This window comes from Streptomyces sp. NPDC030820, from assembly GCF_055572075.1.
In genome coordinates, this window is record NZ_JBVIEB010000019.1 from 1 (window position 1) to 23532 (window position 23532).

Below are 23532 nucleotides of genomic sequence, written 5' to 3' on the forward strand. Positions count from 1 at the left end.
AGCCATCAAGGGCAGCCAGCATGAAAACCATCCCTGCCCCACCCGCGCAGTCCCAGAGTCGCGAACTCGCGGGACGCACTCAAGAAGGTAGGGCCGCATGACGGTGACCGCCCAGGATCAGTCCCCCGCCGTCGAGGTGCCCCACTCCGCCGGCACCCGGCTGGTCGACCGCGTCTTCAAGATGCGCGAACTCGCCATCCTCGCCGTCTTCCTGGTGATGATCGCCGTCACCCAGGCGGGCAACAGCGAGTTCCTGTCCGAGCAGGGCATCAAGGACCTGCTGCTCAACGCGACCATTCTGGTGCTGGTCGCCACCGGCCAGTCCCTGGTGGTGATCACGAGGAACGTCGATCTGTCGGTCGGCTCGACCCTCGGCATCAGCGCCTTCGCCGCCGGCACCTGTCTGCACGGCGGCGGCAACGCCGTCGTCGCGATCCTCCTCGCCGTCCTGCTGGGAGTCGGTTTCGGCCTGCTCAACGGCATGCTGGTCAGCCTCGGCCAGGTGCCCGCCCTCGTCGTCACCCTGGGCACGCTGTACGTCATCCGCGGCGTCGACTCCATCTGGGTCGGCTCCCGCCAGATCACCGCGGCCGACCTCCCGGGCGGCTTCGTGGACTTCGGCTCCGGGGGCGTCTCGGCCCTGCCGTGGCTGGCCTTGATCGCGCTGGTGGTGCTGGTGGCGACGGCGTACTACCTCAAACACTTCGGCAGCGGGCGGGAGTTGTACGCCCTCGGCTCCAACCCCGAGGCCGCGCGCCTGGCCGGTATCCCGGTCCGCAAGCGGATCCTGGCCGCCTACACCTTCTGCGGTGGCCTCACCGGACTCGCGGGCGCGATGTATCTGGCCCGATTCGGAAACGTCGACTCCGGCACCGGAACCGGCTACGAACTCACCGTCGTCAGCGCCGTCGTGGTCGGTGGCGTCGTCTTCACCGGCGGCTCGGGAAGCGTGTACGGAGCCGCTCTCGGCGCCCTGCTGCTCACCTCGATCAACAGCGTGCTGCCCGCTCTCGGCGTCAGCTCCGTCTGGGTGCTCGCCATCAACGGCGTCCTGCTGCTGCTCGCCATCGCCGTCGACCGGATCGTCGCGCTGCGCGTGGCCGCCGCCCTGAAGAAGAAGTCGGACCGGAGGAACACCCCCATGGCGAAGGAGAACACCGGTGCCTGATTCGCTGACCCGCGCCGTTCGCTGGGACACGGTCGTCGGCGCGCTCCTGGTGGTCCTCCTGCTGGTCTCGTTCGGCACGGTCGACGGCTTCGGCAACGCCCTGAACCTGTCCTTCCTGATCGGCAACACCCTGCCGATCGCCCTGATCGCCCTGCCGATGACCCTCCTCGTCGTCTCCGGGGAGATCGATCTGTCCGTCGCTTCGACGGCCGGCCTGTCCGGCGCGGTGATGGGCAGGCTGTGGAACGGGGGCATGGCCATCGAGACGATCATTCCGCTGTGCCTGCTGCTGGGCGTGGTGTGCGGGCTGGTCAACGGGCTCCTCGTGACCCGTCTCGGGCTGCCCTCCCTCGCCGTCACCATCGGCACCCTCGCCGCCTACCGGGGCATCGCCCAGATCGTGCTCGGCTCCGACGCGGCGACCGACTTCCCTTCCCAGTACCTGGACTTCGCGGCCGGCCGGGTCGGGAACTCCTTCCTGCCCCAGGCGTTCCTGCCCTTCCTGGTGCTGCTCGCCATCGCCGTGGTCGTCCTGCACGTCACCCCGTTCGGCCGGTCGCTGTTCGCGATCGGCGCGAGTGAGGAGGCCGCGCGGTTCGCCGGGATCCGGGTGAAGCGGACGAAGCTGCTGCTCTTCGTGGCCACCGGGTTCATGTCGGCGCTCACGGGTGTGTTCTGGGCGCTGCACTACGCCAGCGCGCGGTACGACAACGCCACCGGCCTCGAACTCTCCGTCGTGGCCGCCGTGCTGCTCGGCGGCATCGACTTCGACGGGGGCAAGGGGACGCTGGGCGGCGCCATCGCCGGTGTGTTCCTGCTCGGTGCGCTGCAGAACGTGATGAGTCTGCTGAACGTCTCCGCGCAGTCGCAGATCGTCGTCACCGGTGTGCTGCTCGTCGTCTCCGTGTTGGGCCCTCGGGTCGCCCGGCAGATCTCGATGGCCCGGGAGGCCGGTTCCGCCGGTTAGGCCGTGCGTCGGCTGCGGGCCCCGTCGTGGCTGGTCGCTCCCCCAAGTTCTCGGCTTCGCTCGAACCCGGGGGAACCCCGTCGCGCCGGTAGCCGCACGTCAAACACAGCCCCACGCCCCTGTCGGGGCGCCACACCACTCCTCCTTTAAAGGACCGCTCGCTATGCGCAAGCCCTCGCTCCGCCGCACCTGCGCCGCCCTCGCCGTCGGTACGTCCCTCGCCCTGGCGCTCACCGCCTGCGGCGGCACCACCAAGAAGGACGTCAAGGCCGACAACGCCTCCGCCGCCTCCGGCGGCAAGGCCGACCCGAACGCCGCCAGCAAGAAGGGCCTGACCGTCGGCTTCCTGCCCAAGCAGGTCAACAACCCCTACTTCACCACCGCCGACAAGGGCGGCGAGAAGGCGCTCGCCGAACTCGGCTCGAAGTACAAGGAGGTGGGCCCCTCCAGCGCCACGGACACCTCCGGGCAGGTCAGTTACGTCAACACGCTCACCCAGCAGCAGGTGAACGCGATGGCGGTCTCCGCCCAGGACCCGGGTGCCCTGTGCACCGCCCTCAAGCAGGCCATGAGCAACGGCATCAAGGTCGTCACCTACGACTCCGACACCACCCCCGGCTGCCGCAACGCCTTCGTCTCGCAGGCGTCCGCCGAGGACCTCGGCCGTACCGAGGTGCAGCTGCTCGCGCAGCAGATCGGGTACAAGGGCGAGATCGCCGTCCTGTCCGCCGCCCAGACCGCCACGAACCAGAACACCTGGATCGGGTACATGAAGGACGAGCTGAAGGACCCGAAGTACAAGAACATCAAGCTGGTCAAGATCGCGTACGGCAACGACGACGCCCAGCAGTCCTTCCAGCAGACCCAGGGCCTGCTCCAGCAGTACCCGGACCTGAAGGGGATCATCTCCCCGACCACCGTCGGCATCAAGGCCGCCGCCCAGTACCTGTCGGGCTCGAAGTACAAGGGCAAGGTCAAGCTGACCGGCCTCGGCACCCCGAACGACATGCGCAAGTACGTCAAGAACGGCACCGTGGACGCCTTCGAGCTGTGGGACCCGGCCAAGCTCGGCGACCTGGCCGCCCGCACCGCCGTCGCGCTGGCCTCGGGACAGATCACCGGCAAGGAGGGGGAGACCTTCAAGGCCGGCGGTACGACGTACACCATCGGCAAGGACGGCGTGATCACGCTGGGCAAGCCGACCGTGTTCGACGCCAAGAACATCGACCAGTTCAACTTCTAGTGAATCAGGGGTAGTTGATGCAGCGCGTGTGTTTCCTGCTGAAGGTCAGGGCGGACCGTCTCGGCGAGTACCGTGAGCGGCACGCGGCCGTGTGGCCGGAGTTGCTCGACGCCCTGAAGACGACCGGCTGGCACAACTACTCGCTGTTCCTGCGCGAGGACGGCCTGCTCGTCGGCTATCTGGAGACCGAGGACTTCGCCGCCGCCCGGGCCGGCATGGAGGCGACCGAGGTCAACGCGCGCTGGCAGGCCGAGATGGCGCCGTTCTTCGAGTCGTCGGACGGCGTCCGGCCCGACGAGGCCATGAAGCCGCTCACGGAGGTGTTCCACCTGTCATGACCGCTGCCGGAAGCGGGCTCGCGGCCCCCGGGATCACCCGGCTCGGCCGTACCCTCCTCGATGCCCGGGCCCTGTACTTCGTGTCGTACGACGGCCTCGTCAACAACAACTCCTTCCAGAAGAACGGCCTGTTCACCCACCGGGGCCGGCAGTACGCGGCCTGGTACTCCGCCGACCGCAGCGCGACCGTCGCCCGCCGCACCCCGGGCGCGGGGGACTGGACGAGGGCGACCCTGGACCACCGGCTCAAGAGCGACGACTCCCACAACGTGATCTCGATGGGCGTCTCGCGGACCGACGGCCGGCTGCACATCGTCATGGACGCGCACAGCGACGGCTTCTTCTACGTGAAGTCCGCCGCCGGGCTCCTCGACGGCGAACCGCCCTGGACCCCGGCCGCCCTCGGGCCCGTACGCACCACGCTCGACGGACTCGCGCTCACCCCGCGGTTCACCTATCCGCAGTTCGTCTCCACCCCCGAGGGCAGGCTCCAGCTCGGCTACCGTGCCGGGATCTCCGGCGACGGCCGCAACGCCCTCGCCGAGTACGACGGTTCGATGTGGACGGCGCTGGGGGACTGGAGCAGTTCGACGGGCACCTACTCCAGTGCGCACGGCACCAGCACCGCCCGCAGCATGTACCTGCACGGCCTCGACTACGACGTCCACGGCCGGCTGCACTCCTTCTTCACCTGGCGGGAGCAGAACGCCTCCGTGATGTGCAGCGGCGGCGGCCTGACCAACCACGACACCGGCTATGTCGTCTCCACCGACCGCGGGCGGACCTGGCGCAACGACGCCGACGTGGTCGTGGGCACCACCGGCGGCCCGGACCAGGTCGCCGTCACCGGCCCGGGGCTGGTGGTGGACCCTCTCGCCCCCGACCACTCCCTGATGAACCAGGAGAGCCAGGCCGTCGACTCGGCCGGCCGGCCGCACGCCGTCATCAGTTACGTGCCCGGCCGCTTCGGGCAGTGCACCACGGACTACGTCGCCGACCGCGTCGCCCACGGGCGTGCCTTCCACCTCCGCAAGAACGCTTCCGGTGCCTGGCAGAAGACGGAGATCCCGGTTCCGCTGAACTCCAGCCAGCGCACCAAGCTCGTCCTGGACCGCTACGACAACGCCTACGCGGTCCTTCCGTTCGGCCGGATCGCCGCCGCGTCCCAGGCCTCCGGGTACACCGACTGGACACTGCTGTACGACGGCGGTGACCTGAACGCCTTCGGCGAGGTGGTGATCGACGAGACGCGGATCCGGTCGGACAACGTCCTGTCCTTCATGTACCAGGAGAAGTCCACCGGTACGACGCCCTCGCCCCTGTACGTGGCCGACTTCGCGCTGCCGGCATGACGGTAATGTGAAGGTCGTCCCGCCGCCCCTAGTCAGTCTCCCTGGAGGTCCTCGCCCGATGACCCAGTCGGTGGGTATCAAGGACGTCGCCCGCGTCGCCGGAGTGTCGGTCGGCACGGTGTCGAACGTCATCAACCGCCCGGACACCGTCGCCAGTGAGACCCGGGCGCGGGTGCTGTCCGCGATCGACCGGCTCGGCTATGTCCGCAGCGAGTCCGCGCGGCAGCTGCGCGCGGGCCGCAGCCGGATCATGGGCCTGCTCGTGCTCGACATGGGCAACCCGTTCTTCGTGGACGTGGCGCGGGGCGCCGAGCGGGCGGCCCGCGAGGCCGGGCTCGGCGTGATGGTGTGCAACAGCGCCCAGAACGCCGCCGAGGAGGCCGATTATCTGGCGCTCTTCGCCGAGCAGCGGGTGCGGGGCGTGCTGCTCACCCCGGCCGACGCCACCGGCCGGAACATCGAGACCTTCCGGCGGCACGGCATCCCGTTCGTGCTGGTCGACCGGGTCGCCGAGGGCGCCACCGAGTGTTCGGTGTCCGTGGACGACGTGGCCGGCGGCGCGCTCGCCGTCCGCCACCTGGTGGACGCGGGCCACCGCTCCATCGCCTACGTCAGCGGACCCCCCGGCCTCAACCAGGTCCGCGACCGCCGTACCGGCGCCCTGAACGCTCTCGCGGAGGCCGGGCTCGGCCCCGAGGCGCTGCGCGAGCTGCCCACCGAACGCCTCGACGTGGCCGCCGGCCGCGACGCCGGTGCCCGCCTGCTGGGCCTCGCCGACCGCCCCACCGCCGTCTTCTGCGCCAACGACCTGCTCGCCCTCGGCGTCCTGCAGGCCCTGTACGCCGCAGGCGTCACCGTCCCCGACGACCTGGCCATCGTCGGCTACGACGACATCGAGTTCGCGGCGGCCGCCGCCGTACCGCTGACCTCCGTACGGCAGCCCGCCGTCACCATGGGCGCCCTCGCCGCCGAGCTGCTGCTGGAGGAGACCGAACAGGGCGAGGGCACGCGCACCCATGAGCACCGCCGGGTGGTGCTCCAGCCGGAGCTGGTGGTGCGCCGTTCCAGCCTCGCGGCACGCTGAGCCGGGCGCTGACCGGAAGTTCAGTAGGAATCCATGATCCCCGGGCTCCGTGCGGGCCCGGTCATGTGCTGAACTGGGACCCGTCCGTACCGTCCGCCCCGGGAGACCCGTTGAGCCTCAGCTACCGCCAGCCCGGCGTGATCCTCACCGACCGCCGCTTCACCGTGCCCCTCGACCACGCCGCCCCGGACGGCGAGACGATCGAGCTGTACGCCCGTGAGGCGGTCGCGAGCGACAAGGCCGGGCAGGAGCTGCCGTGGCTGCTGTATCTCCAGGGTGGCCCCGGCTTCGGGGCGAATCGTTTCGTCGGACGTCAGGCCTGGCTCGACCGGGCCCTGAAGGACTACCGCGTCCTGCTGCTCGACCAGCGCGGCACCGGCAGCTCCACCCCGGCCACCCGGCAGACGCTCCCGCTGCGCGGCGGACCCGCCGAACAGGCCGACTACCTCACCCGTTTCCGCGCCGACGCCATCGTCCGGGACTGCGAGGCCATCCGCGCCGAGGTCACCGGCGGCGCCCCGTGGACCGTGCTCGGCCAGAGCTTCGGCGGCTTCTGCACGGTGTCGTACCTCTCCCTCGCCCCCGAGGGCCTGGACACCGCCGTCATCACCGGGGGCCTGCCCTCCCTGCACGCCCACGCCGACGACGTCTACCGCGCGGCCTACCCGCGCATCGAACGCAAGGTCAGCGCGCACTACGCCCGCTACCCCCAGGACGTCGAGCGGGCCCGCCGCATCGCCGACCACCTCCTCACCCACGACGTGACCCTCCCGAACGGCTACCGCTTCACGGTCGAGGCCTTCCAGTCCCTCGGCCTGATGCTCGGCACGAGCGACGGCAGCCACCGGCTGCACCACCTCCTGGAGGACGCCTTCGTCCGCACACCGTTCGGCCTGGAACTGTCCGACGCCTTCCAGGAACAGGCCCAGTCCCTGCTGTCGTACGCCTGCCACCCCCTCTACGCGCTCGTCCACGAGACGATCTACGGCCAGGACGCCCGCCCCACCGCCTGGGCCGCCGAACGGATCCGCGCCGAATTCCCGCAGTTCGACGCGGCCAAGTCGCTCGCCGGCGACACCCCGGTCCTGTTCACCGGCGAGACGGTCCACCCCTGGATGTTCGAGGCGGACCCGGCCCTGCGCCCGCTGCGCGAGACGGCCGATCTGCTCGCCGCCCGCACCGACTGGCAGCCCCTCTACGACCCGGCCCGCCTCGCCGCCAACGAGGTCCCGGTCGTGGCGGCCGTCTACCACGACGACATGTACGTCGACACCGCCCACTCCCTGCAGACCGCCCGCGCCATCCGCGGCCTGCGCACCTGGGTCACGGACGAGTTCGAGCACGACGGGCTGCGCACGGGAGCGCCGCGCGTCCTGGACCGACTGCTGGCGATGGCGAGAGACACGGTGTGAAGCGCCCCCCGAAGGCGCGCGGGGACTGCGGAGGAACCGCAACGGGCCCCGCACCCGCCAGATGGCAGACGTGGGCAGACGATTAGTACGGGTGCTCGGCGGCGGTCGCCGCCTGGACCGACGCCGGCCGTGAGGTCGCCTATGTCCTCGCGACGCGCGGCGAGGCGGGCATCGACACCCTCGACCCCGCCGCGTGCGGCCCGCTGCGCGAGCGCGAGCAGCGGGCCGGTGCGGCTGTCGTGGGTGTCACCTCGGTCGAGTTCCTCGACCACCCGGACGGGGTGATCGAGTACGGGCTCGCGCTGCGCCGCGACATCGCCGCCGCGATCCGCCGCCACCGCCACGAACTGGTCATCACCCTCAACCACCGGGACACCTGGGGCGAGGTCGCCTGGAACACCCCCGACCACGTGGCCGTGGGCCGCGCCACCCTGGACGCGGCCGCCGACGCCGGGAACCGCTGGATCTTCCCGGAACTCACCGAGCAGGGACTCGAACCGTGGAACGGCGTCCGCTGGGTCGCCATCGCAGGCTCCAGCCGGCCCACCCACGCGGTGGACGCAAGGCCCGGCCTGGAACGGGCGGTGCGCTCGCTGCTCGAACACCGCACCTACATCGAGGCGTTGACCGACCAGGACCCCGAGACGTACGTCCGTGAATTCCTGTCCACGCAGACCACCACCGTCGCCGAGCGCTTCGACGGCACACCGGCGGTGGCCTTCGAGGTGTTCGGCCGCTGAACCCGTCCGGCACCGCGGAGGACGGCTGTGCAGGTCAGTAGGCTGGAGGGCATGCCGGAACAGATAGCCGACCCCTCCGACCTGCGGGGCGACTGCGCACAGTGCTTCGGGCTGTGCTGTGTCGCGCTGCCCTTCGCCGCGTCCGCCGACTTCGCGCTGAACAAGCCCGCCGGCAAGCCGTGCCCGAACCTCCAGGGCGACCACCGCTGCGGCATCCACGCCGGCCTGCGGAAGAAGGGTTTCACCGGCTGCACGGTCTACGACTGCTTCGGCGCCGGACAGAAGGTCTCCCAGGTCACCTTCGGCGGCCAGGACTGGCGGACGGGGTCCAAGGAGCACGCACGGCAGATGTTCGACGTGTTCCCGGTCGTGCGGCAGTTGCACGAGCTGCTGTGGTACCTGACCGAGGCGCTCGGCCTTCCCGCCGCCCGTCCGGTCCACCCGGAGCTGCGGCGGGCGTTGGCGGAGACCGAACGGCTCACCCGGCAGACCCCCGGGGAACTGGCCGCGCTGGACGTGGCCGCGCACCGGCAGCAGGTCAATGTGCTGCTGCTGCGGACCAGCGAGCTGGCCCGCGCCGGTGCCGTCGGCGGGAAGGGTGGCAAGAAGGGCAAGGGCAAGGGGAAGGACCGGCGGGGCGCGGATCTCATCGGGGCCCGGCTCCGGGGCGCCGACCTGCGCGGGGCGAGCCTGCGCGGCGCCTATCTCATCGCCGCCGACCTCACCGGCGCCGATCTGCGCGACGCGGACATGATCGGCGCCGATCTGCGCGACGCCGACCTGACCGACGCGGACCTCACCGGCGCGTTCTTCCTCACCCAGCCCCAACTCAACGCGGCCCGCGGCAGCACCGGCACCAGACTGCCGGTTGCGGTGACGCGTCCCGCGCACTGGACAGCGGCCGGCTGATCCGGGACGCCGACCGGGCAAGACCCGGTGCGGGTCCGGACTGGGGACTGCGGCGTCGCGCGGGGCGGGGGCCGAGTTGGGCGGTGTCGGGTGGATGGACCCCGTGTGCGGTCTGGGGTCCGTGTGTCTGCTGGCGCGCGGGACAGCGGCAGGTCGGGCTGGTGACCTCGCGGTGCCGTGGGCGGGGGCGAATTGGGCGTTGTCTGATGGGGCCCGGTGTGTTCTGCGGGGTCGGTGTGCCGGCTAGTGCCCGGGACAGCCGCAGGTCGGGCTAGTGATTTCGGCGGTGCCGTGGGCGGGGTCGAGTTGGGCGTTGTCGGGTGGATGGGCTCGGAGTGCCCGGGCCGGTGAACCGCGGTGGTGAACCGGGCGGGGGGCCGAGTCGGAGGCGAATGGTCGGTGACCTGTCCCCCCGTTGCTGGCGTGCGGCACCCGAGGCGAGCGAAGAGCGCGGGGTGCCTTCCGGGGTCAGTGTGTCGACTGGTGCATCGGACAGCTGTCCGTCGGGCCGGTGACCGGTGTGTCCTGGGTGAGCGTGTGCGTCGCATGGGTGGCGCTCGGCCCCGCGGCGCTCCCCGGCGCGCTCACCTCGTGCACCGGGCACGCCTGCGGCACGGACTCCGGTCCTGTCTCCGTGACGGGTTCCGGTGCGGGCACGCGAACCCGTCGGCGCTCCAGGCCCAGCCGCAACCCCTCCGGCATCACCGTCAGGCGTTCGGTCACGGTCAGCCGGTAGGCGGGGTCGGGCCGCAGGTCGTAGCGGCGCAGCAGGAGGCCGAGGACCAGCGTCGCCTCGTGCAGGGCGAACTGGCGGCCGATGCAGGCCCGTGCCCCGGTGCCGAACGGCTTGAAGGTGTGCGGGGGCCGGCCCCGGACGGACTTCGCGTCGAAACGGTCCGGGTCGAAGCGCTCGGCGTCCTCGCCCCAGACCTCCGGGTCGCGATGCAGCATCGGCGTCAGCACCAGTGCCCACGCGCCCCGCAGCATCGGATGGTCGTCGGCGAGCACGGTGTCCTGCCGGGCCTCCCGGGCGAAGGCCGGGGCGGTCGGCCACAGACGCAGGGACTCGTCCAGCACCCGGCGGACATAGCGCAGCTTGGCCACCTGGTCGTAGCCGGGCTGTGCGGTGTCCCCCCAGACGCGGTCCACCTCGGCGCGGGCCCGGGCGGCGATCTCTGGGTGCCGGGCGAGGTAGTACAGGGCGAAGGAGAGCGCGCCGGAGGTGGTCTCGTGGCCCGCGACCAGGAAGGTGATCACCTGCTTGCGGACGTTCTCCGCCGACAGCCGTTCGCCGGTCTCCGGATGCGCTGTCTCCAGCATCCGGTCCAGCAGGTCGCCGTCCCCGCGGCCCGACCGGCGCCGCTCCGCGACCAGGTCGTCGACCGTACTGTTCAGATACGCCATGTCGGCCGCGTTGCGCCGGGCGGCGGTGCGCAGCAGCAGCGGCGCCAGCGGCCCGGGCACGCTGTTCAGGCGCTGGGCGTAGGTGAGCGTGCCGACCATCGCGGTGACGAAGGGATGCGGGCGGTCCCGCTCGAAGGAGCCGAAGTCGTGCCCGAAGCCGGTCCGTGCGATCGTCTCCAGGGTCAGCTTGGTCATGTCCCCGGGCACGTCCACCGTGCGTCCGGCCGCAGCCTCCCGGTCCCAGTGCTCGGTCAGGCGCCCCGCGACCGACAGCATCATCCCGTGGTAGGCCGCCATGGCCTCCCGGCTGAAGCCGGGCGCCAGGACGTCGTGCGCGAGCTGCCAGTTGGGCTCGTGGTTGTAGGCGGTGAACAGGCCGTCCCCGGCGATCGGGCGCAGATTGGCCACGCCGAGACCGACGTGTTTGGCGAACCGGGACTCGTCGGCCAGGTCCGCGGCCGGGCGGGCCCCCCACACGAACACGAACTCCTTGCCGAAGGCCCGTCGCCGGAAGATCGGCCCCAGGTCGCGCGCGAAGCGCATGGAGTCCTGCACCGGCTTGCGCCGGTCGACGCCGAGCACATCGCCGAGCAGCGGCACCCGGCGCGGCGGATGCGGGATGCGGTGCAGCTCGGGCCAGCCCAGTTCGGCGCTCCGGAAACCCTTCGGCAGCCCTGTGTCCCTCGTCTCCGCCATGACGCCGATCTCCCTTGATCCAGCTGCGACGCGCGTGTTGTACGTGGGTTCAATAACCGGTTTCAGTCTGATCCGCTTGTTGAACCCGCGTCAAGTAGAGTGACGTCATGCCCGCGAACCAGGGGGAGCGCGCCCGGCGCAGACTCAGCACCGAGGAACGCCGTGAGCAGTTGCTGTCGGTCGGCGCGAAGCTGTTCTCGGAGAGCCCCTACGACGACGTGTGGATCGAGCAGGTCGCCGAGATCGCCGGGGTCTCCCGCGGGCTGCTGTACCACTACTTCCCGACCAAGCGGGACTTCTTCGCGGCGGTCGTCGAGCGGGAGAGCGAGCGGATGCTGCGCATGACGGCGGCCGTGCCCGGTGTGCCGGTGCGCGAGCAGCTCACCGCCGGGCTCGACACCTACCTCGGTTACGTCCAGGCCCACGCCCACGGCTTCCGTGCCTTCCATCGCGCCGACGCGGCCGGCGACCAGGCCGTACGCCGGGTCTACCAGCGGGCGCTGGCCGCCCAGGAGCAGCAGATCCTCGCCGCGCTCGCCGCCGACCCCGAGTTCGGGCCCGTCTTCGAGAGCGCCCCGCAGGTCCGCCTGGCCGTGCGCGGCTGGCTCGCCTTCACCACCGCCGTGTGCCTGGAGTGGCTGCGCGACGGCGAGTTGACCCGCGAGCAGGTACGCGACCTGTGTGCGCGGGCGCTGTTGGGCGTCATCGCCTGACCGGCGTCCACCACCGCCCGCCCCCCGCCTGATCCTTTCCGCCGGTGCGGTGTGGTTGGCGTGCATCCCGATCTCCGATAGGTTAGGCAAGGCTTACCTAAGGAGGTCGAGGATGGGTGACACGCAGGACTGGACGGCCGCACCCGGCGCGGCGGAGCGGGCACGGTCGGTGCCGGCCGTCGCCTGGTCGTGCGCGGTGACCGCGGACGGCGCCCGCGAGGAGTACGTCGGCGCGCACACCGTGACCGACGACGGCGCCGTGCGGCTGGCGGTGCCCGAGGACAGCGCCCTGCTGACCGCGGTCATCTGCGCACCGCGCCAGGAACCCTCCGCCGTAATGGAGTTCGCCGACGTGGCCCCCGTACCGATGCGGGGCCGGATCCGGGCCCGGCTCCACCTCGCCGGCTGGCTCGCCCCGGACCGCGGCACCCTGCTGTTCCGGCCCACGCGGGTGGTACTGCGGCGGTCCTCCGGGGCCGTGGTGGTCGACCTGGACGAGTACGCCGCCGCCCGGCCCGACCCGCTCGCCGAGGCCGAGGCCCGGCTCCTGACCCACCTCGCCGACGCCCACCCGGACGCCGTCGAGCGGCTGACCCGCCTGGTGCGGCCGGAGGCCCTGCACGCCGCGACCCGGGTGCTGCCCCTCGCCGTGGACCGGCACGGACTGACCCTGCGCATCGAGCGCACCCGCGCCCACGGAGACGTACGGCTGCCCTTCCACACGCCCGCCGACGACATCGCCCAGCTCACCGAACGCATGCACGCCCTGCTGGCTCAGGCCGCCACCGCAACCTGTCCCCGCGCGCTACAGCGGCAGCGCGCAGACGGCGACGGGTGAGGCGAACGGCTCCCCGGCCGACCGGAGTTCACCGCTGTCGGCGTCGACGTGGAAGACGGTGACCGTTCCCGAGCGCTGGTTCGCCGCGAACAGCAGCCCGCCGTCCGGCGAGAGAGCGATCTGCCGCGGGAAGTCCCCACCCACCGGCACCGTGCCGAGCAGCCGCAGCCGGGCGCCGTCGGCCTCGATCGCGTACCGCGCGAGGCTGTTGTGGCCCCGGTTGGCCAGGAACGCGTACCTGCCGTTCGCCGTCACGACGAACTGCGCCGGGTAGTTGGTACCGCCGTCCGAGCCCGTGGACTGCGGCTCGCCGATGGTCAGCCGGCCGGAGGCCGGGTCGTAGCCACAGACGGTGACCGTGTCGTCCACCTCGTTGGCCAGATAGGCGTACCGGCCGCCCGGCTGGAAGGTCAGATGGCGTGGTCCCGCCCCGGGCCGGGTGTGCGCCCGCGCCACCTCCGTCAGCGTGCCCTCCGCCTGGTCCAGGCGGTAGCTGTAGACCGTGTCGGTGCCGAGGTCCACCGCGAGGACATGGCCGCCGTCCGGGCTGGTGAGGAACTGGTGTGCGTGCGGCCCCTGTTGACCCGGGCCGGGTGACGGGGCGGTGTGCGTGACGACGGCGGTGCGCTCGCCGAGGGCGCCCGAGGCGTCGATGGGATGCACGGCGACACTGCCCGAACCGTAGTCGGCACTCAGCAACCAGCGTCCGCAGGGATGCACCGACAGATGACACGGGCCCGCGCCGCCCGCGCCGCGGGTGCCGAGGACCCGCCCGTCGGCGAGGCGTACGGCCGTCACACCGCCGTCCTGGCGCTCGTCCACCGCGTACAGCGTGCGGCCGTCCGGATGCATGGCGAGGTACGACGGGTCGGGAACGCCGGTGAGCGTGCCGGAGCCGGTGATCCGGCCCGTCGCCGGGTCGTAGGAGGCCAGTCCGATGCCGGTGCCGCCGCCGTCGACCGAGGTGTAGGTGCCCAGGTACAGCGGACGCGGACCGGAGGACTTGCGGTGTGGTGCGGCGGCCCTGGGCCCGTCCGCCGCGACCGGGGTGCCGGCCGGCGGGGCCGCCGGGGACGGCACCGCCACCACGGCCGCCGTCCCCGCCACCGCACCGACGAACCGGCGCCGGCTCCAGCGGCCGTTCGCCGGCCCGTCGTCCGTGTCCATGCGGCACCTCAGGTACGTCGGTCGCCCGGTCGTGACCGCCACCTTGGCCTCCGCCGACGGTAAAGGGCAAGTACGGCAACGGGTGTTGCACTTTATGCAACGCGATTTACCACTCCCCGTCCTCCACCGGCTTGCCCGGCGCGTCCTTCAGCGGGTTCACCTGGCCGGCGGACGGCGCCTGCCACGGGTCCAGGTCGTCCCCGAGCCACTCACCGACCGGCTTGACCGCCCCCAGGGCGTCCGTCGGGGCCAGATCCTCGGCATCGGCGTCGTAGTAGTCGTACCAGGGCAGGCCCGCCCGGGTGTACGCCGCCCGGTCGACCGGCGACGGCGGGGGCGCCTCGCCGGTGATGCGCCGCCACTCCGGCGGCGTGACCAGGTGCACGAACACACGCCCGGCGGGCTCCTCGGACCAGTCGGTCAGCGGACGGTCGTCCCGGTAGACCTCCTGGCGCATCGAGCCGCCGACGCCGAGACCCATGGCGGCGCTCCGGGGCGCCCCACCCGGGGCCGCGTAGGGCGGCATCGCTCCGGGCGCGGACGCCATCATCGGCATCGCCGCGCCGTATCCAGCTGTCGGCCCGGCCGCCAGGGCCCTGCGCCGCGCCTCCTCCCGCTCCCGCTCGCGGCGCCGCCACTCGGTCAGGAGCGGCTCGCGCAGCGGGAACGACTGGAGCTGCACCCCGCCCCACACCTCCTCGCCGGTGACCTGCCCCTCCACCGTCGCCCCCAGACCCAGCGGCACGGCGACGAACTGGCGGACGGTGCCCTTGCCGGAGTTGATGCCGTCCAGCCAGGGCTGGCGGGGCAGCACCACGTAGTTCTGCGGATCCCGGGCGAGCCGGTCGCTCCAGGGCCGGCCGGACACCGCGCACACCTTGCCGACCCCGACCTGGAGCGCCGCCGGCTCCCTCGTGCCGGAAAAGCTCAGCCACATCGCCTCGCGCAGATACACCGGCAACATCACGCCACCGCGCGCCCGCCACTCGGCCGGGACCGTGTCCGGGTAGTCCGAGACGCGCCGGATCGGGAACTCGCCCAGGCCGGGCGGCAGCGGATGCGTGCCCGTCTCCGGCAGCCGCAGCGTGCGGATGAACCGCACCGCCACCTCACCCGGCAACCGCAGTGTGTTCCCGTCGATCCGCACCCCGGAACCGGCCATCCCGTCGCCCCCTCGCATCCGTGCCGGTCGCCCGGCAGTCCTCGCATGTGTGCCGGCCGCCCCGGCACCTTGCGCGCCGAGGAGCCCTGACCGGCACCCTCCTCACCAAAAACGCTCACCGAACCCCGCACGGTTCCGCCACAGCTCCTCCTGCACCCCGAGCCGTTCGCGCAGCCGGGTCATCCGGGGCAGCTTCGTCCGCTGCCTGCTGGAGACCCGGTCCAGCTCCTCGAACAGGCGCCGGGTGCGGTGCTCGGTGTTCAGCTCGTCGATGATCCGGGTCGTCTCGGTCAGCACGGCCCCGTACAACTGCCAGTTCGCCGGGTCCTTGCCGATCTCCTCCTGGAGCAGCTCGGCCAGCCGGTCCCGGGTGCCGGCCGCCGTGTGCAGCTCGGCGGACAGCCGGGCCTCCGCCGACTCGGCGTTCTCGCTCAGATGCGTGGTGACCAGCACCGCGAAACTGACCACCGCGTCGGCGATCTCCGACAGCAGCTGTTCCACGGTCGCCCCGACCCGGGCCGGGAACAGCTCCTCGGCCCCCCGGGCCTTGGCCAGGTCCGTGAAGGTACGCGCCAGCACCCGCAGGACCACCGTGCAGATCTCCAGCGTGTCCAGACCGGTGCGCAGCACCACCCGGTGCAGCAGCCCCTCCTTGACCCGCGGATTGAGCCGCAGGCTGTCCTCCGCCTGCCGGAGCGAGGCGTCCACCCGGGTGATGTGCTGGTCCAGCAGCCGCGCCTCGTGCAGCCGCTCGGCCGCCCGCTCCCAGGAGATCCGGCCGGCCGCCTCCTCACCCATCCGCAGCATCAGCTGCCGTACCCGGCGCGCCTGGTCCTCGATCGAGCGGCCCGCCTCGTCCACCCACACCGGGGGCGGGAGCAGAAGATTGCAGGCCGTGCCGACGACCGCGCCGATCAGCGTCTCCACGATGCGCGCCCAGGCGGTGAACCCGACGGTGGTGACCCCGAGGACCAGCATGGCGCTGATCGCCACCTCGGCCACGTACTCGTCGACCCGCACCAGGTGCCCGACGGCCAGCGAGGCCACGATCAGCAGGGCGAGGCTCCACCAGGTCAGCCCCACCAGCACGCTGAAGGCGATCGCGACCAGTACCCCGGCCACCACCGAGTTCACCCGGCGGATGCCGTTGGTGAGGGTGGCGTAGAAGGTCACCTGGACGACCAGCAGCGCGGTCAGCGGCGCGGTCAGCGGGGCCGGCTCGGGGCTCAGCCGGAGGGCGATGACGTAGGCGATCGTCGCAGCCGTCGCCGACCGCAGCGTCTGGACGACCACCGGCTCCCGGCGTCGCTCCACCAGGCGCCGCAGTCCCGTGGTCCACTTCCGTACGTCGTGCATCCCTTGGCCTGTTCCCGTTCCTCGGGTAGGTCGAACGTCCCGCGATTGCGGACCGATCCTGTCCGCAAGGGTTCGTCGCCACGACGAGGCCGTCGAGAGGCCGTCGAGAGGCCGTCGAGAGGCAACGGAAGGGGTCGGCATGGGGGAGAACTGGCGCACCGGGAAGCCCGAGGGCGTCGAGGTGCTCCGGCAGGGGCACACCCATCTGCGCGAGGTGGTCGCCGCGGTGCCGGCCGACGCCCCGCACGGCGATCCGGTGGCCGAGCTGGACAAGGTCCTGGACGCCGTCGCCGAGCCTGCTGCCCCTGCCGGTGCGGCGCGCTGGACGCCGCCGTGCACGCCGCCGTGCACGCCTGGGGCATCGCCGTCGCCACCGGTCAGATCCGGCCACTCGCACCGGCGCCGGCAGCGGTCCCGCGGCCGCCCGTCGACGAGCCGGTCCCGCGGCCGCACGGATACGGCGTCTTCGCCGCCGCCCTCGCGTCCGCCGGCACCCAGGACGAGGCGGCGGCCCTGCCCTGCTCGGCTTCCTCGGCCGCGACCCGGAGTGGGCACCTGCGACGCCCTGAGCGAGCACCAGCGGCGTCACCGGGCCGGGCACACAGCCTTTCGGCCTCGTCAGACGTACAGCTTGTCGATGAACGCGGACAGATTGCCCGTCGTACGGGCGATCTGCTCCTCCATCGTCAGGGTCTCCTCGAACCGGCCGCCGGACTCCGGCACCTTCTTGCCCCGCACATACAGCGAGCACGCCAGGTCGGTGCACATGTACAGGCCGACCGAGTTGCCCTCGCGGCCCGCCGCCCCCGCCTTGCGCGCCGCCATCAGCGTCACCCCGCCGCCGGGATGTGTGGTCAGACACACCGAGCACATGCTGCGGTGCAGAAACCCGCGCTGCGAGGCCTGGAAGCGCAGGGCGACGCCGACGAGCCGGTCGTCCCGTTCGGTGACCAGATAGCTGCGGTCGGGCGCGCCCGGATCGCGCCAGCCGAGGAAGTCCAGGTCGTCCCATGGGCGTTCACCGAGATCCCGTGGCACCGTCAACCGCTTGGCCTCCCCCTTGGAGCAGTTGACAAATGAGTTGCGGATGTCCTGCTCGGTGAGCGATCTCATGGGGGAGTCCTTCCGGATTCGTCGCTGTGAACCTGGTGGTCCGTGAACCTAATAGGTCTAGGTTCGTGGCTAGCCTAAGTAGCCAAGGGGAGGGCGAGCCAATGGATTTCCGGCAGCGGCTGCCGCCGCGCGCCCGACGGGCGCTGGAGCGCGTCACCGCTGGGAGAGCCGGATCTTCGGTGGCGTGTACGACGGCTCGCCGCAGCGGTACTGGACCGGGCCACCTTCTGCTACCCGGACAGCGCGGCCGAGCCGGACCGCCACAACGACTACGTCGAGAGCCATGTGCGCGCCGGGGTGCTGCTCGCCCGGGACATGGAGGCGGTGGTGCTCGACGCGAGCCACCGCGGCACCCCGGTGGAAACGGCGGCCGCGGTACGTCCTCTCCCGGTGCCGCCCGCTCGGGCAGCGCTTCCGACGGGTCGGCGGCCCGGCACCGGACTCGCCCCCTTCCGCGGCGCCGTCGCCGACTTCGCAGCGGCCCGCGCGGCAGGTACCGAACTCCCGCCCCCGCTGGTGTACTTCCGCTGCGACGCACCCGAAGCCGACTTCCTGCACGCAGGGGAGAACGGTGCATTCTTGGTCCAGCACCGCAGGGATCCGCTTAGCTCAGATCGTGAACTAAGGGTTGGGAGAATCTCGCCTTCCGCCTGTCCGAAGGGGTATGTTGCAGGTCGGGCAGGGTTTTTGAAGGGAGCGGCATGGCGGGGCGTAACGGGCGCACGGTGCGCGACCTGAGGCGGGGCAACCGTACGGCGGTGCTGCAGAAGCTGTACTTCGACGGCCCCCTCAGCCGTTTCGAGCTGGGCCCGGCCACCGGCCTGAGCTCCGGCTCGGTCAGCAACGTGGTGGCCGATCTGATCGCGGACGGTCTGGTCGAGGAGGCCGGCAGCGTCGACTCCGACGGCGGCCGGCCCCGCACCCTGCTGCGTGTCGCCCCGGACAGCGGACAGATGATCGGCGTCGACGTCGGCGAGACCCGGGTCCGCGTCGAGCTGTTCGACCTGGCCCTGACCGAACTCGCTCGCACCGAACACCGGCTGGCCCCGCGGGGCTACGACGTGGAGGTGATCGCCGGCCACATCCGCGACGGCATCGCCGAGGTCCTGGGCGCCGAACAGGCCGTACCCGAGCGGCTGCTCGGCGTCGGAGTCGGTGTCCCCGGCATCGTCGAGCACCCCCCGGAGCAGGGCGCCGTCGTCCACGGGCAGACCATCGGCTGGGACGCCGTCCCGCTGGAGCGGTTGCTCCGCTCGGCCTCCCGACTCCCGGACGATATTCCGTACTTCATAGACAACGGCGCCAAGACGCTGGGCCAGGCGGAGATGTGGTTCGGCGCGGGACGGGGCGCCCGCAACGCCGTGGTCGTCCTCTTCGGCTCCGGCGTCGGCGCCTGCCTGGTCACACCCGAGGTGGAGCACGGGCGGGCGGTGGAGTGGGGTCACCTGACCGTGCGGGTGCGCGGACGCCGCTGCCGCTGTGGTGCGCCCGGCTGCCTGGAGGCCTACGCGGGCGCCGAGTCGCTGCTGGCTCGCTGGCGCGAGGAGGGCGGACGGCCGCCGGAGGACACCGACGAGGAGACCGCGCTCACCGCGATGCTCGCCGCCGCGTATCCGGCCGAGGGCGCGGAGCCCGACGCGGTCGCGCTGGCCGTACTGGAGGAGACCGCCGAGTACCTCGGGGCCGGCCTGTCCGACCTGATCAACCTCTTCCAGCCCGAGCGGATCCTCATCGGCGGCTGGGCCGGACTCCAGCTGGGCGCCCGCTTCCTGCCGGCCGTACGGCGGCACGCGACGACGTACGCGCTGCGTCATCCGGCCGACAAGGTCACCATCGACCTCGGCCGGCTCGGCCCGGACGCGGTCACCGTCGGCGCGGCGATCCTGCCACTGGCCGAGTTCTTCGCCGGCGGCGGCCGCCGCCCCGAACCGGTCGCCGAGGACCGCCTGCCGGCATGGCGAGCCGCGCTGCGACAGCGGGCCCCGCGCTGACCGACCGTCGCCCGCGGCGGCGGTGCTCGGGAAGCGCTACAGCGCCCCGTGAGGGGCGCGAACGACAGCGCCGCGGACTGTTCAGGCCGGCGGTTCGTCCGCGTCCGGCGCGTCGTCCGCCGCAGTCACCTCGTGCTCGCGCGGCTTGGCCGGTGGGACCTCCCACGGGTCCTCGCCGGCGCCCGCCTGCTGGTCGGGCATGTCCCTGGGGACCGGGCCCGTGTCGCGGTCCGGCTCCGGCTCTCGTTGTGCGGCCATGGCGTTCTCCCCTCGGCCGGGCGCGCGGCGGGTCAGCCCACCTTGCGCCCGCGCATCGGCTCGGTGTCCATCCCCGCGCCCTTCTGCAGGCCGTCGAGGAACTCCCGCAGCACCTCGGTCGCCGTGCGCCGCGGCTGCCAGCCCAGCTCGGTGCGGGCCCGGCCGCAGTCCATCAGCGGCAGCCGGAGCACTGCGTCGAACAGGTGCGGTGAGGCCGGCAGCAGATGCAGTCCCCAGGCCGCGGCGATCGCCGACCGGGCCGCCGTACGCGGCAGCCGTACCGGGCGGCTGCCCAGCAGCTCGCCGAGCACGCCGGCGTCGAGCGGCGGGTCCGCGGCGAGATTGAAGGCTCCGCGCGCGCCGTCCGGGTGCACGGCGAGCCGGTAGGCCTCGGCGGCGTCGTCCGTGTGCAGGGCCTGCACCCTGAGCCCCGGGATGTCCGGCAGGAACGGCAGCAGCTCCGGCCGGGCCAGCGGACCGGGCAGGAACCGGCCGCCGAAGATCCGCCGCTGCTCGCTCGCCGACTGCCACTTGAACAGGAACGCCGGCCGCATCCGCACCACCCGCACCTCGGGATGGTCCCGCTCGAACACGTCCAGCGTGCGCTCCAGATAGGCCTTCTCCCGGCAGTAGGCGGCGTCCGGCCAGCCGTGTGTCGGCCAGGACTCGTCCACCGCGCGGTCCTTCGGGCCGGGCGAGTACGCGCCCACCGACGAGGCGTGCACCAGCACCGGCACCCGCGCCGCGGCGACCGCCTCGAACACCCGGATGCCGCCGAGCACATTGGTCCGCCAGGTGACCGCCGGATCGTGGGTCGGCTGGAACGCCCAGGCCAGATGGACCACCGCGTCGGCGCCCTCGAACCGCTCGGCGAGGTTCGCCTGTTCGGAGCCGATGTCGACCGCGGACCACTCGGTCTTCGGCGGCGACCACGCGGGCGTACGCCGGGCCAGTCCGCGCACCGACTTGATCCCCGGGTCCGCCGAGAGCAACCGCACCACACTCGTGCCGACATTGCCGGTGGCGCCGGTGACGACGACCCTGATGCCCGCTGCGCTGCTCACCTTCGGCTCCTCTCCGCCCACGCTCCGGGGGATCGGCCGGGTACCCGGGCCCGGGCGCGCGCACACCCGGCCATGACCTGGCAGGTAATCGACCCGTGCCCGGGTGCCCGGGAGCATCGGGGACGTCAGCGCGACCGAGCAGCGTCGCACCTGGTCCGCACCGCCCGAGGAGGCACCGCATGCCGTACTACGACAGCCCGGTCGACGGCACCCGACTGCACTACGTCGACCACGGGCCGGCCACCGGCCCCGTCGCCGTGTTCGCCGGGTGAGGACGCCGGCAGGCAAGAGCCCCGGCCGTGACGGGGGATTCACGACCGGGGCGGTCCGGTGGTGGGCACGGATGGCGGTCGCCTCTCGGCGAAAGGCTCCACAGGGCTTCAGCCGAACGATCGTCCCTGTGGGCAGAAGGTGAGGCCCGGGGACACTGTCCCATCCGTACCCACGGCTGATTTAACGGGCAACCACCCTCTGGCGTTCCAGCCACCCATGTGACCTGCACCACTCCCATGATGCTCGGGCCGGCGGGCGCCCGTCCAGCCGTTCGAACAGGTCGGGTGTCAGGAACCCGCCGCGCGTGCCGGGACCCGGCCCTCCCGGGTCCAGGCCAGCAGCTCGTCGGCGGACCAGGTGGTCACCACCCGCTCGGCGGGCACCCCGCACTCCTCGGCCCGGGCGCACCCGAGGATCTGCCAGTCGAGCTGGCCGGGCGCGTGCGCATCGGTGTCGACGGAGAACAGCACCCCCGCGTCCACGGCCCTGCGCAGCAGCCGGCGGGGCGGGTCGAGCCGCTCGGGCCGGCTGTTGATCTCCACGGCCGTACCGGACTCGGCACAGGCGGCGAACACCGCGTCCGCGTCGAACTCCGACTCCGGCCGCCCCCGTCCCGTCACCAGCCGCCCCGTGCAGTGCCCGAGCACATCGGCATGCGGACTGCGCACGGCGGCCACCATCCGGCGGGTCATCGACCGGGCGTCCATCCGCAGCTTGGAGTGCACCGACACCACGACCACGTCCAGCCGCTCCAGCAGCTCCGGCTCCTGGTCCAGCGAGCCGTCCTCGAGGATGTCGCACTCGATGCCGGTGAGCAGCCGGAACGGCGCCCAGCGCGCGTTCAGCTCCGCCACCACCGCCAGCTGCTCACGCAACCGCTCCGGCGACAGCCCGCGGGCCACCGTCAGCCGGGGGGAGTGGTCGGTGAGAGCGGTCCACTCGTGCCCGAGCCCGGCCGCCGCCCGCCCCATCTCCTCGATCGGGCTCCCTCCGTCGGACCAGTCCGAATGCGTGTGACAGTCCCCGCGGACCAGCGCCCGCAACTCCGCCCCGGCACCCTCCGCCCCGACCGACACCCCGGCCTCCTCCTCCAGCTTCCGCAGATAACCGGGCACCTCCCCGGCCAACGCCTCCCGCACCACCTGCGCGGTCTTGGGTCCGACCCCCTTGAGCGCCTCCAGGGTCCCGGCCGCCGCCCGCTCGGAAACCTCGTCCGCGGGCAGCGCGGCCAGCGTCCGGGAGGCAGTCCGAAAGGCCTTCACCCGATAGGTGGGAGCCAAGGCCCGCTCCAGCAGAAACGCGATCCGGTCGAGGGCGGCCACGGGTTCCATGCAACCCAGGGTGCGACGGATGCCGCTCAGGGGCGCGGGGAACCGCGCGAGCAACCACAACGCACCCGGCAGACCGCCACGGCGTCCCACTACGCAGCCGGAACCCGTTTGCCCACACCACCCACGGGTACTGCGATGCCCACGCAAGCTGAGGAGGCCGCCCATGCCCCGCGCAGCGATCGTCACCGGCGCGGACTCCGGAATCGGCCGAGCCACCGCCGTACGCCTGGCCGAGGCGGGCCTGGATGTCGGCATCACGTGGCACACCGACGAGAAGGGCGCCGAAGGCACGGCGCAGGAGGTCCGCGGCAAGGGCCGCCGCGCCGCCGTCGCCCGGCTGGACCTCACCCGGCTGCCCCAGGCCGCCGACACCGTCGACGAGCTGTGCGCCGAACTGGGCCGTCTTGACGTCCTGGTCAACAACGCCGGTACGGGCATCATGACCCCCTTCCTCGACCTGACCCTCGCGGACGTACGCCGGGTCCTGGACGTCGACCTCGTCGGCCCGTTCCTGTGCGGGCAGCACGCGGCCCGGCACATGATCCGGCAGGGCGACGGCGGCCGGATCGTCAACGTCACGTCCGTCCACGAACACCAGCCCCGGGTCGGCGCGGCACCGTACTGCGCGGCCAAGGGCGGGCTCGGGCTGCTCACGCAGGTCATGGCGCTGGAGCTCGCCGAGTACGGCATCACCGTGAACGCGGTCGCGCCGGGCGAGATCGCCACGCCGATGACCGGCCAGGAGGACACCGACGTGCACACCGAGCGGCGGCCCGGCGTGCCGCTCGGGCGGCCCGGCGACGCCCGGGAGGTCGCCGCCGTCATCGCCTTCCTGGCGAGCCCGGACGCCTCGTACGTGACCGGCGCCTCCTGGAGCGTCGACGGCGGCATGCTCCGGATGGGCCCGCAGGCCGGTTCCCACCTGACCGGCGACGACTGGCGCCGACCCTGAG

21 protein-coding genes and 1 pseudogene are annotated in these 23532 nt (G+C 72.3%); 13 read left to right on the top strand and 9 right to left on the bottom strand.

Annotated elements, in window-relative coordinates; translation table 11 throughout:
• The first annotated feature begins 97 nt into the window (after nt 1–97).
• The 9 genes and pseudogenes from ACZ418_RS37075 to ACZ418_RS37115 all read left to right on the top strand — a co-directional run bounded on the left by ACZ418_RS37075 (nt 98) and on the right by ACZ418_RS37115 (nt 9213).
• A complete protein-coding gene (locus tag ACZ418_RS37075; RefSeq protein ID WP_468371726.1) occupies nt 98–1168 on the top strand; it encodes an ABC transporter permease in 1071 nt (356 codons plus the stop codon).
• Entirely contained in the window at nt 1161–2135 is a 975-nt protein-coding gene (locus tag ACZ418_RS37080; protein WP_468371729.1) for an ABC transporter permease, read from the top strand. The genes ACZ418_RS37075 and ACZ418_RS37080 overlap by 8 nt, the downstream gene beginning before the upstream one ends.
• A 163-nt stretch (nt 2136–2298) precedes the next feature.
• On the top strand, nt 2299–3378 hold the full coding sequence (gene rhaS, locus ACZ418_RS37085) for a rhamnose ABC transporter substrate-binding protein (RefSeq protein ID WP_468371732.1): 1080 nt from the start codon (nt 2299–2301) through the stop codon (nt 3376–3378).
• Between the two features lie 17 nt (nt 3379–3395).
• Complete coding sequence (locus ACZ418_RS37090; protein ID WP_468371735.1) at nt 3396–3716, top strand: L-rhamnose mutarotase; 321 nt, start codon at nt 3396–3398, stop codon at nt 3714–3716.
• Nucleotides 3713–5068, top strand: a complete 1356-nt coding sequence (locus ACZ418_RS37095; protein WP_468371737.1) for a BNR repeat-containing protein — start codon at nt 3713–3715, stop codon at nt 5066–5068. The genes ACZ418_RS37090 and ACZ418_RS37095 overlap by 4 nt, the downstream gene beginning before the upstream one ends.
• A 58-nt stretch (nt 5069–5126) precedes the next feature.
• A complete protein-coding gene (locus tag ACZ418_RS37100) occupies nt 5127–6152 on the top strand; it encodes a LacI family DNA-binding transcriptional regulator (protein WP_468371740.1) in 1026 nt (341 codons plus the stop codon).
• Between the two features lie 110 nt (nt 6153–6262).
• Nucleotides 6263–7564 carry an alpha/beta fold hydrolase gene (locus tag ACZ418_RS37105; RefSeq protein WP_468371742.1) on the top strand — a complete coding sequence of 434 codons (1302 nt, stop codon included), beginning with the start codon at nt 6263–6265 and terminating at the stop codon, nt 7562–7564.
• Between the two features lie 86 nt (nt 7565–7650).
• Nucleotides 7651–8304 (top strand): annotated as a pseudogene (locus tag ACZ418_RS37110) (PIG-L deacetylase family protein); the annotation flags it as partial.
• A gap of 51 nt (nt 8305–8355) precedes the next feature.
• On the top strand, nt 8356–9213 hold the full coding sequence (locus ACZ418_RS37115; protein ID WP_468371745.1) for a pentapeptide repeat-containing protein: 858 nt from the start codon (nt 8356–8358) through the stop codon (nt 9211–9213).
• Between the two features lie 468 nt (nt 9214–9681).
• On the opposite strand, the gene ACZ418_RS37120 is transcribed toward ACZ418_RS37115, so the two are convergent.
• On the bottom strand, nt 9682–11313 hold the full coding sequence (locus ACZ418_RS37120; RefSeq protein ID WP_468371748.1) for a cytochrome P450: 1632 nt from the start codon (nt 11311–11313) through the stop codon (nt 9682–9684).
• Nucleotides 11314–11420: 107 nt separating this feature from the next.
• Here ACZ418_RS37120 and ACZ418_RS37125 point away from each other — a divergent pair, with 107 nt between their 5' ends.
• Both ACZ418_RS37125 and ACZ418_RS37130 read left to right on the top strand, forming a co-directional pair.
• Nucleotides 11421–12026, top strand: a complete 606-nt coding sequence (locus ACZ418_RS37125; RefSeq protein ID WP_468371751.1) for a TetR/AcrR family transcriptional regulator — start codon at nt 11421–11423, stop codon at nt 12024–12026.
• A 112-nt stretch (nt 12027–12138) separates the two neighbouring features.
• Nucleotides 12139–12864 (top strand): DUF2470 domain-containing protein, encoded by a 726-nt coding sequence (locus ACZ418_RS37130; RefSeq protein WP_468371754.1) that lies wholly within the window; start codon nt 12139–12141, stop codon nt 12862–12864.
• On the opposite strand, the gene ACZ418_RS37135 is transcribed toward ACZ418_RS37130, so the two are convergent.
• The 5 genes from ACZ418_RS37135 to ACZ418_RS37155 form a co-directional block, all read right to left on the bottom strand.
• Nucleotides 12832–14031 (bottom strand): lactonase family protein, encoded by a 1200-nt coding sequence (locus ACZ418_RS37135; RefSeq protein ID WP_468371757.1) that lies wholly within the window; start codon nt 14029–14031, stop codon nt 12832–12834. The two genes, ACZ418_RS37130 and ACZ418_RS37135, sit on opposite strands and share 33 nt — an antisense overlap.
• A gap of 106 nt (nt 14032–14137) precedes the next feature.
• Complete coding sequence (locus ACZ418_RS37140; protein WP_468371759.1) at nt 14138–15193, bottom strand: hypothetical protein; 1056 nt, start codon at nt 15191–15193, stop codon at nt 14138–14140.
• Between the two features lie 102 nt (nt 15194–15295).
• Nucleotides 15296–16549 carry an FUSC family protein gene (locus ACZ418_RS37145; RefSeq protein WP_468371761.1) on the bottom strand — a complete coding sequence of 418 codons (1254 nt, stop codon included), beginning with the start codon at nt 16547–16549 and terminating at the stop codon, nt 15296–15298.
• A gap of 618 nt (nt 16550–17167) precedes the next feature.
• Nucleotides 17168–17662, bottom strand: a complete 495-nt coding sequence (locus ACZ418_RS37150; RefSeq protein ID WP_468371764.1) for an FBP domain-containing protein — start codon at nt 17660–17662, stop codon at nt 17168–17170.
• A gap of 153 nt (nt 17663–17815) precedes the next feature.
• A complete protein-coding gene (locus ACZ418_RS37155) occupies nt 17816–18007 on the bottom strand; it encodes a hypothetical protein (protein WP_468371767.1) in 192 nt (63 codons plus the stop codon).
• A 356-nt stretch (nt 18008–18363) separates the two neighbouring features.
• On the opposite strand from ACZ418_RS37155, the gene ACZ418_RS37160 reads away from it, so the two are divergent.
• Complete coding sequence (locus ACZ418_RS37160; protein WP_468371770.1) at nt 18364–19653, top strand: ROK family protein; 1290 nt, start codon at nt 18364–18366, stop codon at nt 19651–19653.
• Between the two features lie 81 nt (nt 19654–19734).
• Here the strand turns inward: ACZ418_RS37160 and ACZ418_RS37165 are convergent, their stop codons facing one another.
• The 3 genes from ACZ418_RS37165 to ACZ418_RS37175 all read right to left on the bottom strand — a co-directional run bounded on the left by ACZ418_RS37165 (nt 19735) and on the right by ACZ418_RS37175 (nt 22579).
• The gene (locus tag ACZ418_RS37165; RefSeq protein WP_468371773.1) at nt 19735–19911 is read right to left on the bottom strand and encodes a hypothetical protein; all 177 of its coding nucleotides are present in this window, start codon (nt 19909–19911) and stop codon (nt 19735–19737) included.
• A 32-nt stretch (nt 19912–19943) separates the two neighbouring features.
• The gene (locus ACZ418_RS37170; protein WP_468371776.1) at nt 19944–20975 is read right to left on the bottom strand and encodes an SDR family oxidoreductase; all 1032 of its coding nucleotides are present in this window, start codon (nt 20973–20975) and stop codon (nt 19944–19946) included.
• Nucleotides 20976–21535: 560 nt separating this feature from the next.
• A complete protein-coding gene (locus tag ACZ418_RS37175) occupies nt 21536–22579 on the bottom strand; it encodes a PHP domain-containing protein (protein WP_468371779.1) in 1044 nt (347 codons plus the stop codon).
• Between the two features lie 163 nt (nt 22580–22742).
• Here ACZ418_RS37175 and ACZ418_RS37180 point away from each other — a divergent pair, with 163 nt between their 5' ends.
• Nucleotides 22743–23531: an SDR family oxidoreductase gene (locus ACZ418_RS37180; RefSeq protein WP_468371781.1), complete on the top strand. Its 789-nt coding sequence runs from the start codon at nt 22743–22745 to the stop codon at nt 23529–23531.
• Nucleotide 23532: the final 1 nt, after the last annotated feature.

What these genes read in the sequence shown, in the direction of transcription:
- ACZ418_RS37115 (WP_468371745.1), top strand. Translation starts at nt 8,356, where the DNA reads ATGCCGGAACAGATAGCCGACCCCTCCGACCTGCGGGGCGACTGCGCA.
- ACZ418_RS37140 (WP_468371759.1), bottom strand. Translation starts at nt 15,193, where the DNA reads ATGGCCGGTTCCGGGGTGCGGATCGACGGGAACACACTGCGGTTGCCG.
- ACZ418_RS37075 (WP_468371726.1), top strand. Translation starts at nt 98, where the DNA reads ATGACGGTGACCGCCCAGGATCAGTCCCCCGCCGTCGAGGTGCCCCAC.
- ACZ418_RS37145 (WP_468371761.1), bottom strand. Translation starts at nt 16,549, where the DNA reads ATGCACGACGTACGGAAGTGGACCACGGGACTGCGGCGCCTGGTGGAG.
- ACZ418_RS37180 (WP_468371781.1), top strand. Translation starts at nt 22,743, where the DNA reads ATGCCCCGCGCAGCGATCGTCACCGGCGCGGACTCCGGAATCGGCCGA.
- ACZ418_RS37120 (WP_468371748.1), bottom strand. Translation starts at nt 11,313, where the DNA reads ATGGCGGAGACGAGGGACACAGGGCTGCCGAAGGGTTTCCGGAGCGCC.
- ACZ418_RS37090 (WP_468371735.1), top strand. Translation starts at nt 3,396, where the DNA reads ATGCAGCGCGTGTGTTTCCTGCTGAAGGTCAGGGCGGACCGTCTCGGC.
- ACZ418_RS37125 (WP_468371751.1), top strand. Translation starts at nt 11,421, where the DNA reads ATGCCCGCGAACCAGGGGGAGCGCGCCCGGCGCAGACTCAGCACCGAG.
- ACZ418_RS37095 (WP_468371737.1), top strand. Translation starts at nt 3,713, where the DNA reads ATGACCGCTGCCGGAAGCGGGCTCGCGGCCCCCGGGATCACCCGGCTC.
- ACZ418_RS37150 (WP_468371764.1), bottom strand. Translation starts at nt 17,662, where the DNA reads ATGAGATCGCTCACCGAGCAGGACATCCGCAACTCATTTGTCAACTGC.
- ACZ418_RS37130 (WP_468371754.1), top strand. Translation starts at nt 12,139, where the DNA reads ATGGGTGACACGCAGGACTGGACGGCCGCACCCGGCGCGGCGGAGCGG.
- ACZ418_RS37100 (WP_468371740.1), top strand. Translation starts at nt 5,127, where the DNA reads ATGACCCAGTCGGTGGGTATCAAGGACGTCGCCCGCGTCGCCGGAGTG.
- ACZ418_RS37160 (WP_468371770.1), top strand. Translation starts at nt 18,364, where the DNA reads ATGGCGGGGCGTAACGGGCGCACGGTGCGCGACCTGAGGCGGGGCAAC.
- rhaS (WP_468371732.1), top strand. Translation starts at nt 2,299, where the DNA reads ATGCGCAAGCCCTCGCTCCGCCGCACCTGCGCCGCCCTCGCCGTCGGT.
- ACZ418_RS37175 (WP_468371779.1), bottom strand. Translation starts at nt 22,579, where the DNA reads ATGGAACCCGTGGCCGCCCTCGACCGGATCGCGTTTCTGCTGGAGCGG.
- ACZ418_RS37165 (WP_468371773.1), bottom strand. Translation starts at nt 19,911, where the DNA reads ATGGCCGCACAACGAGAGCCGGAGCCGGACCGCGACACGGGCCCGGTC.
- ACZ418_RS37135 (WP_468371757.1), bottom strand. Translation starts at nt 14,031, where the DNA reads ATGGACACGGACGACGGGCCGGCGAACGGCCGCTGGAGCCGGCGCCGG.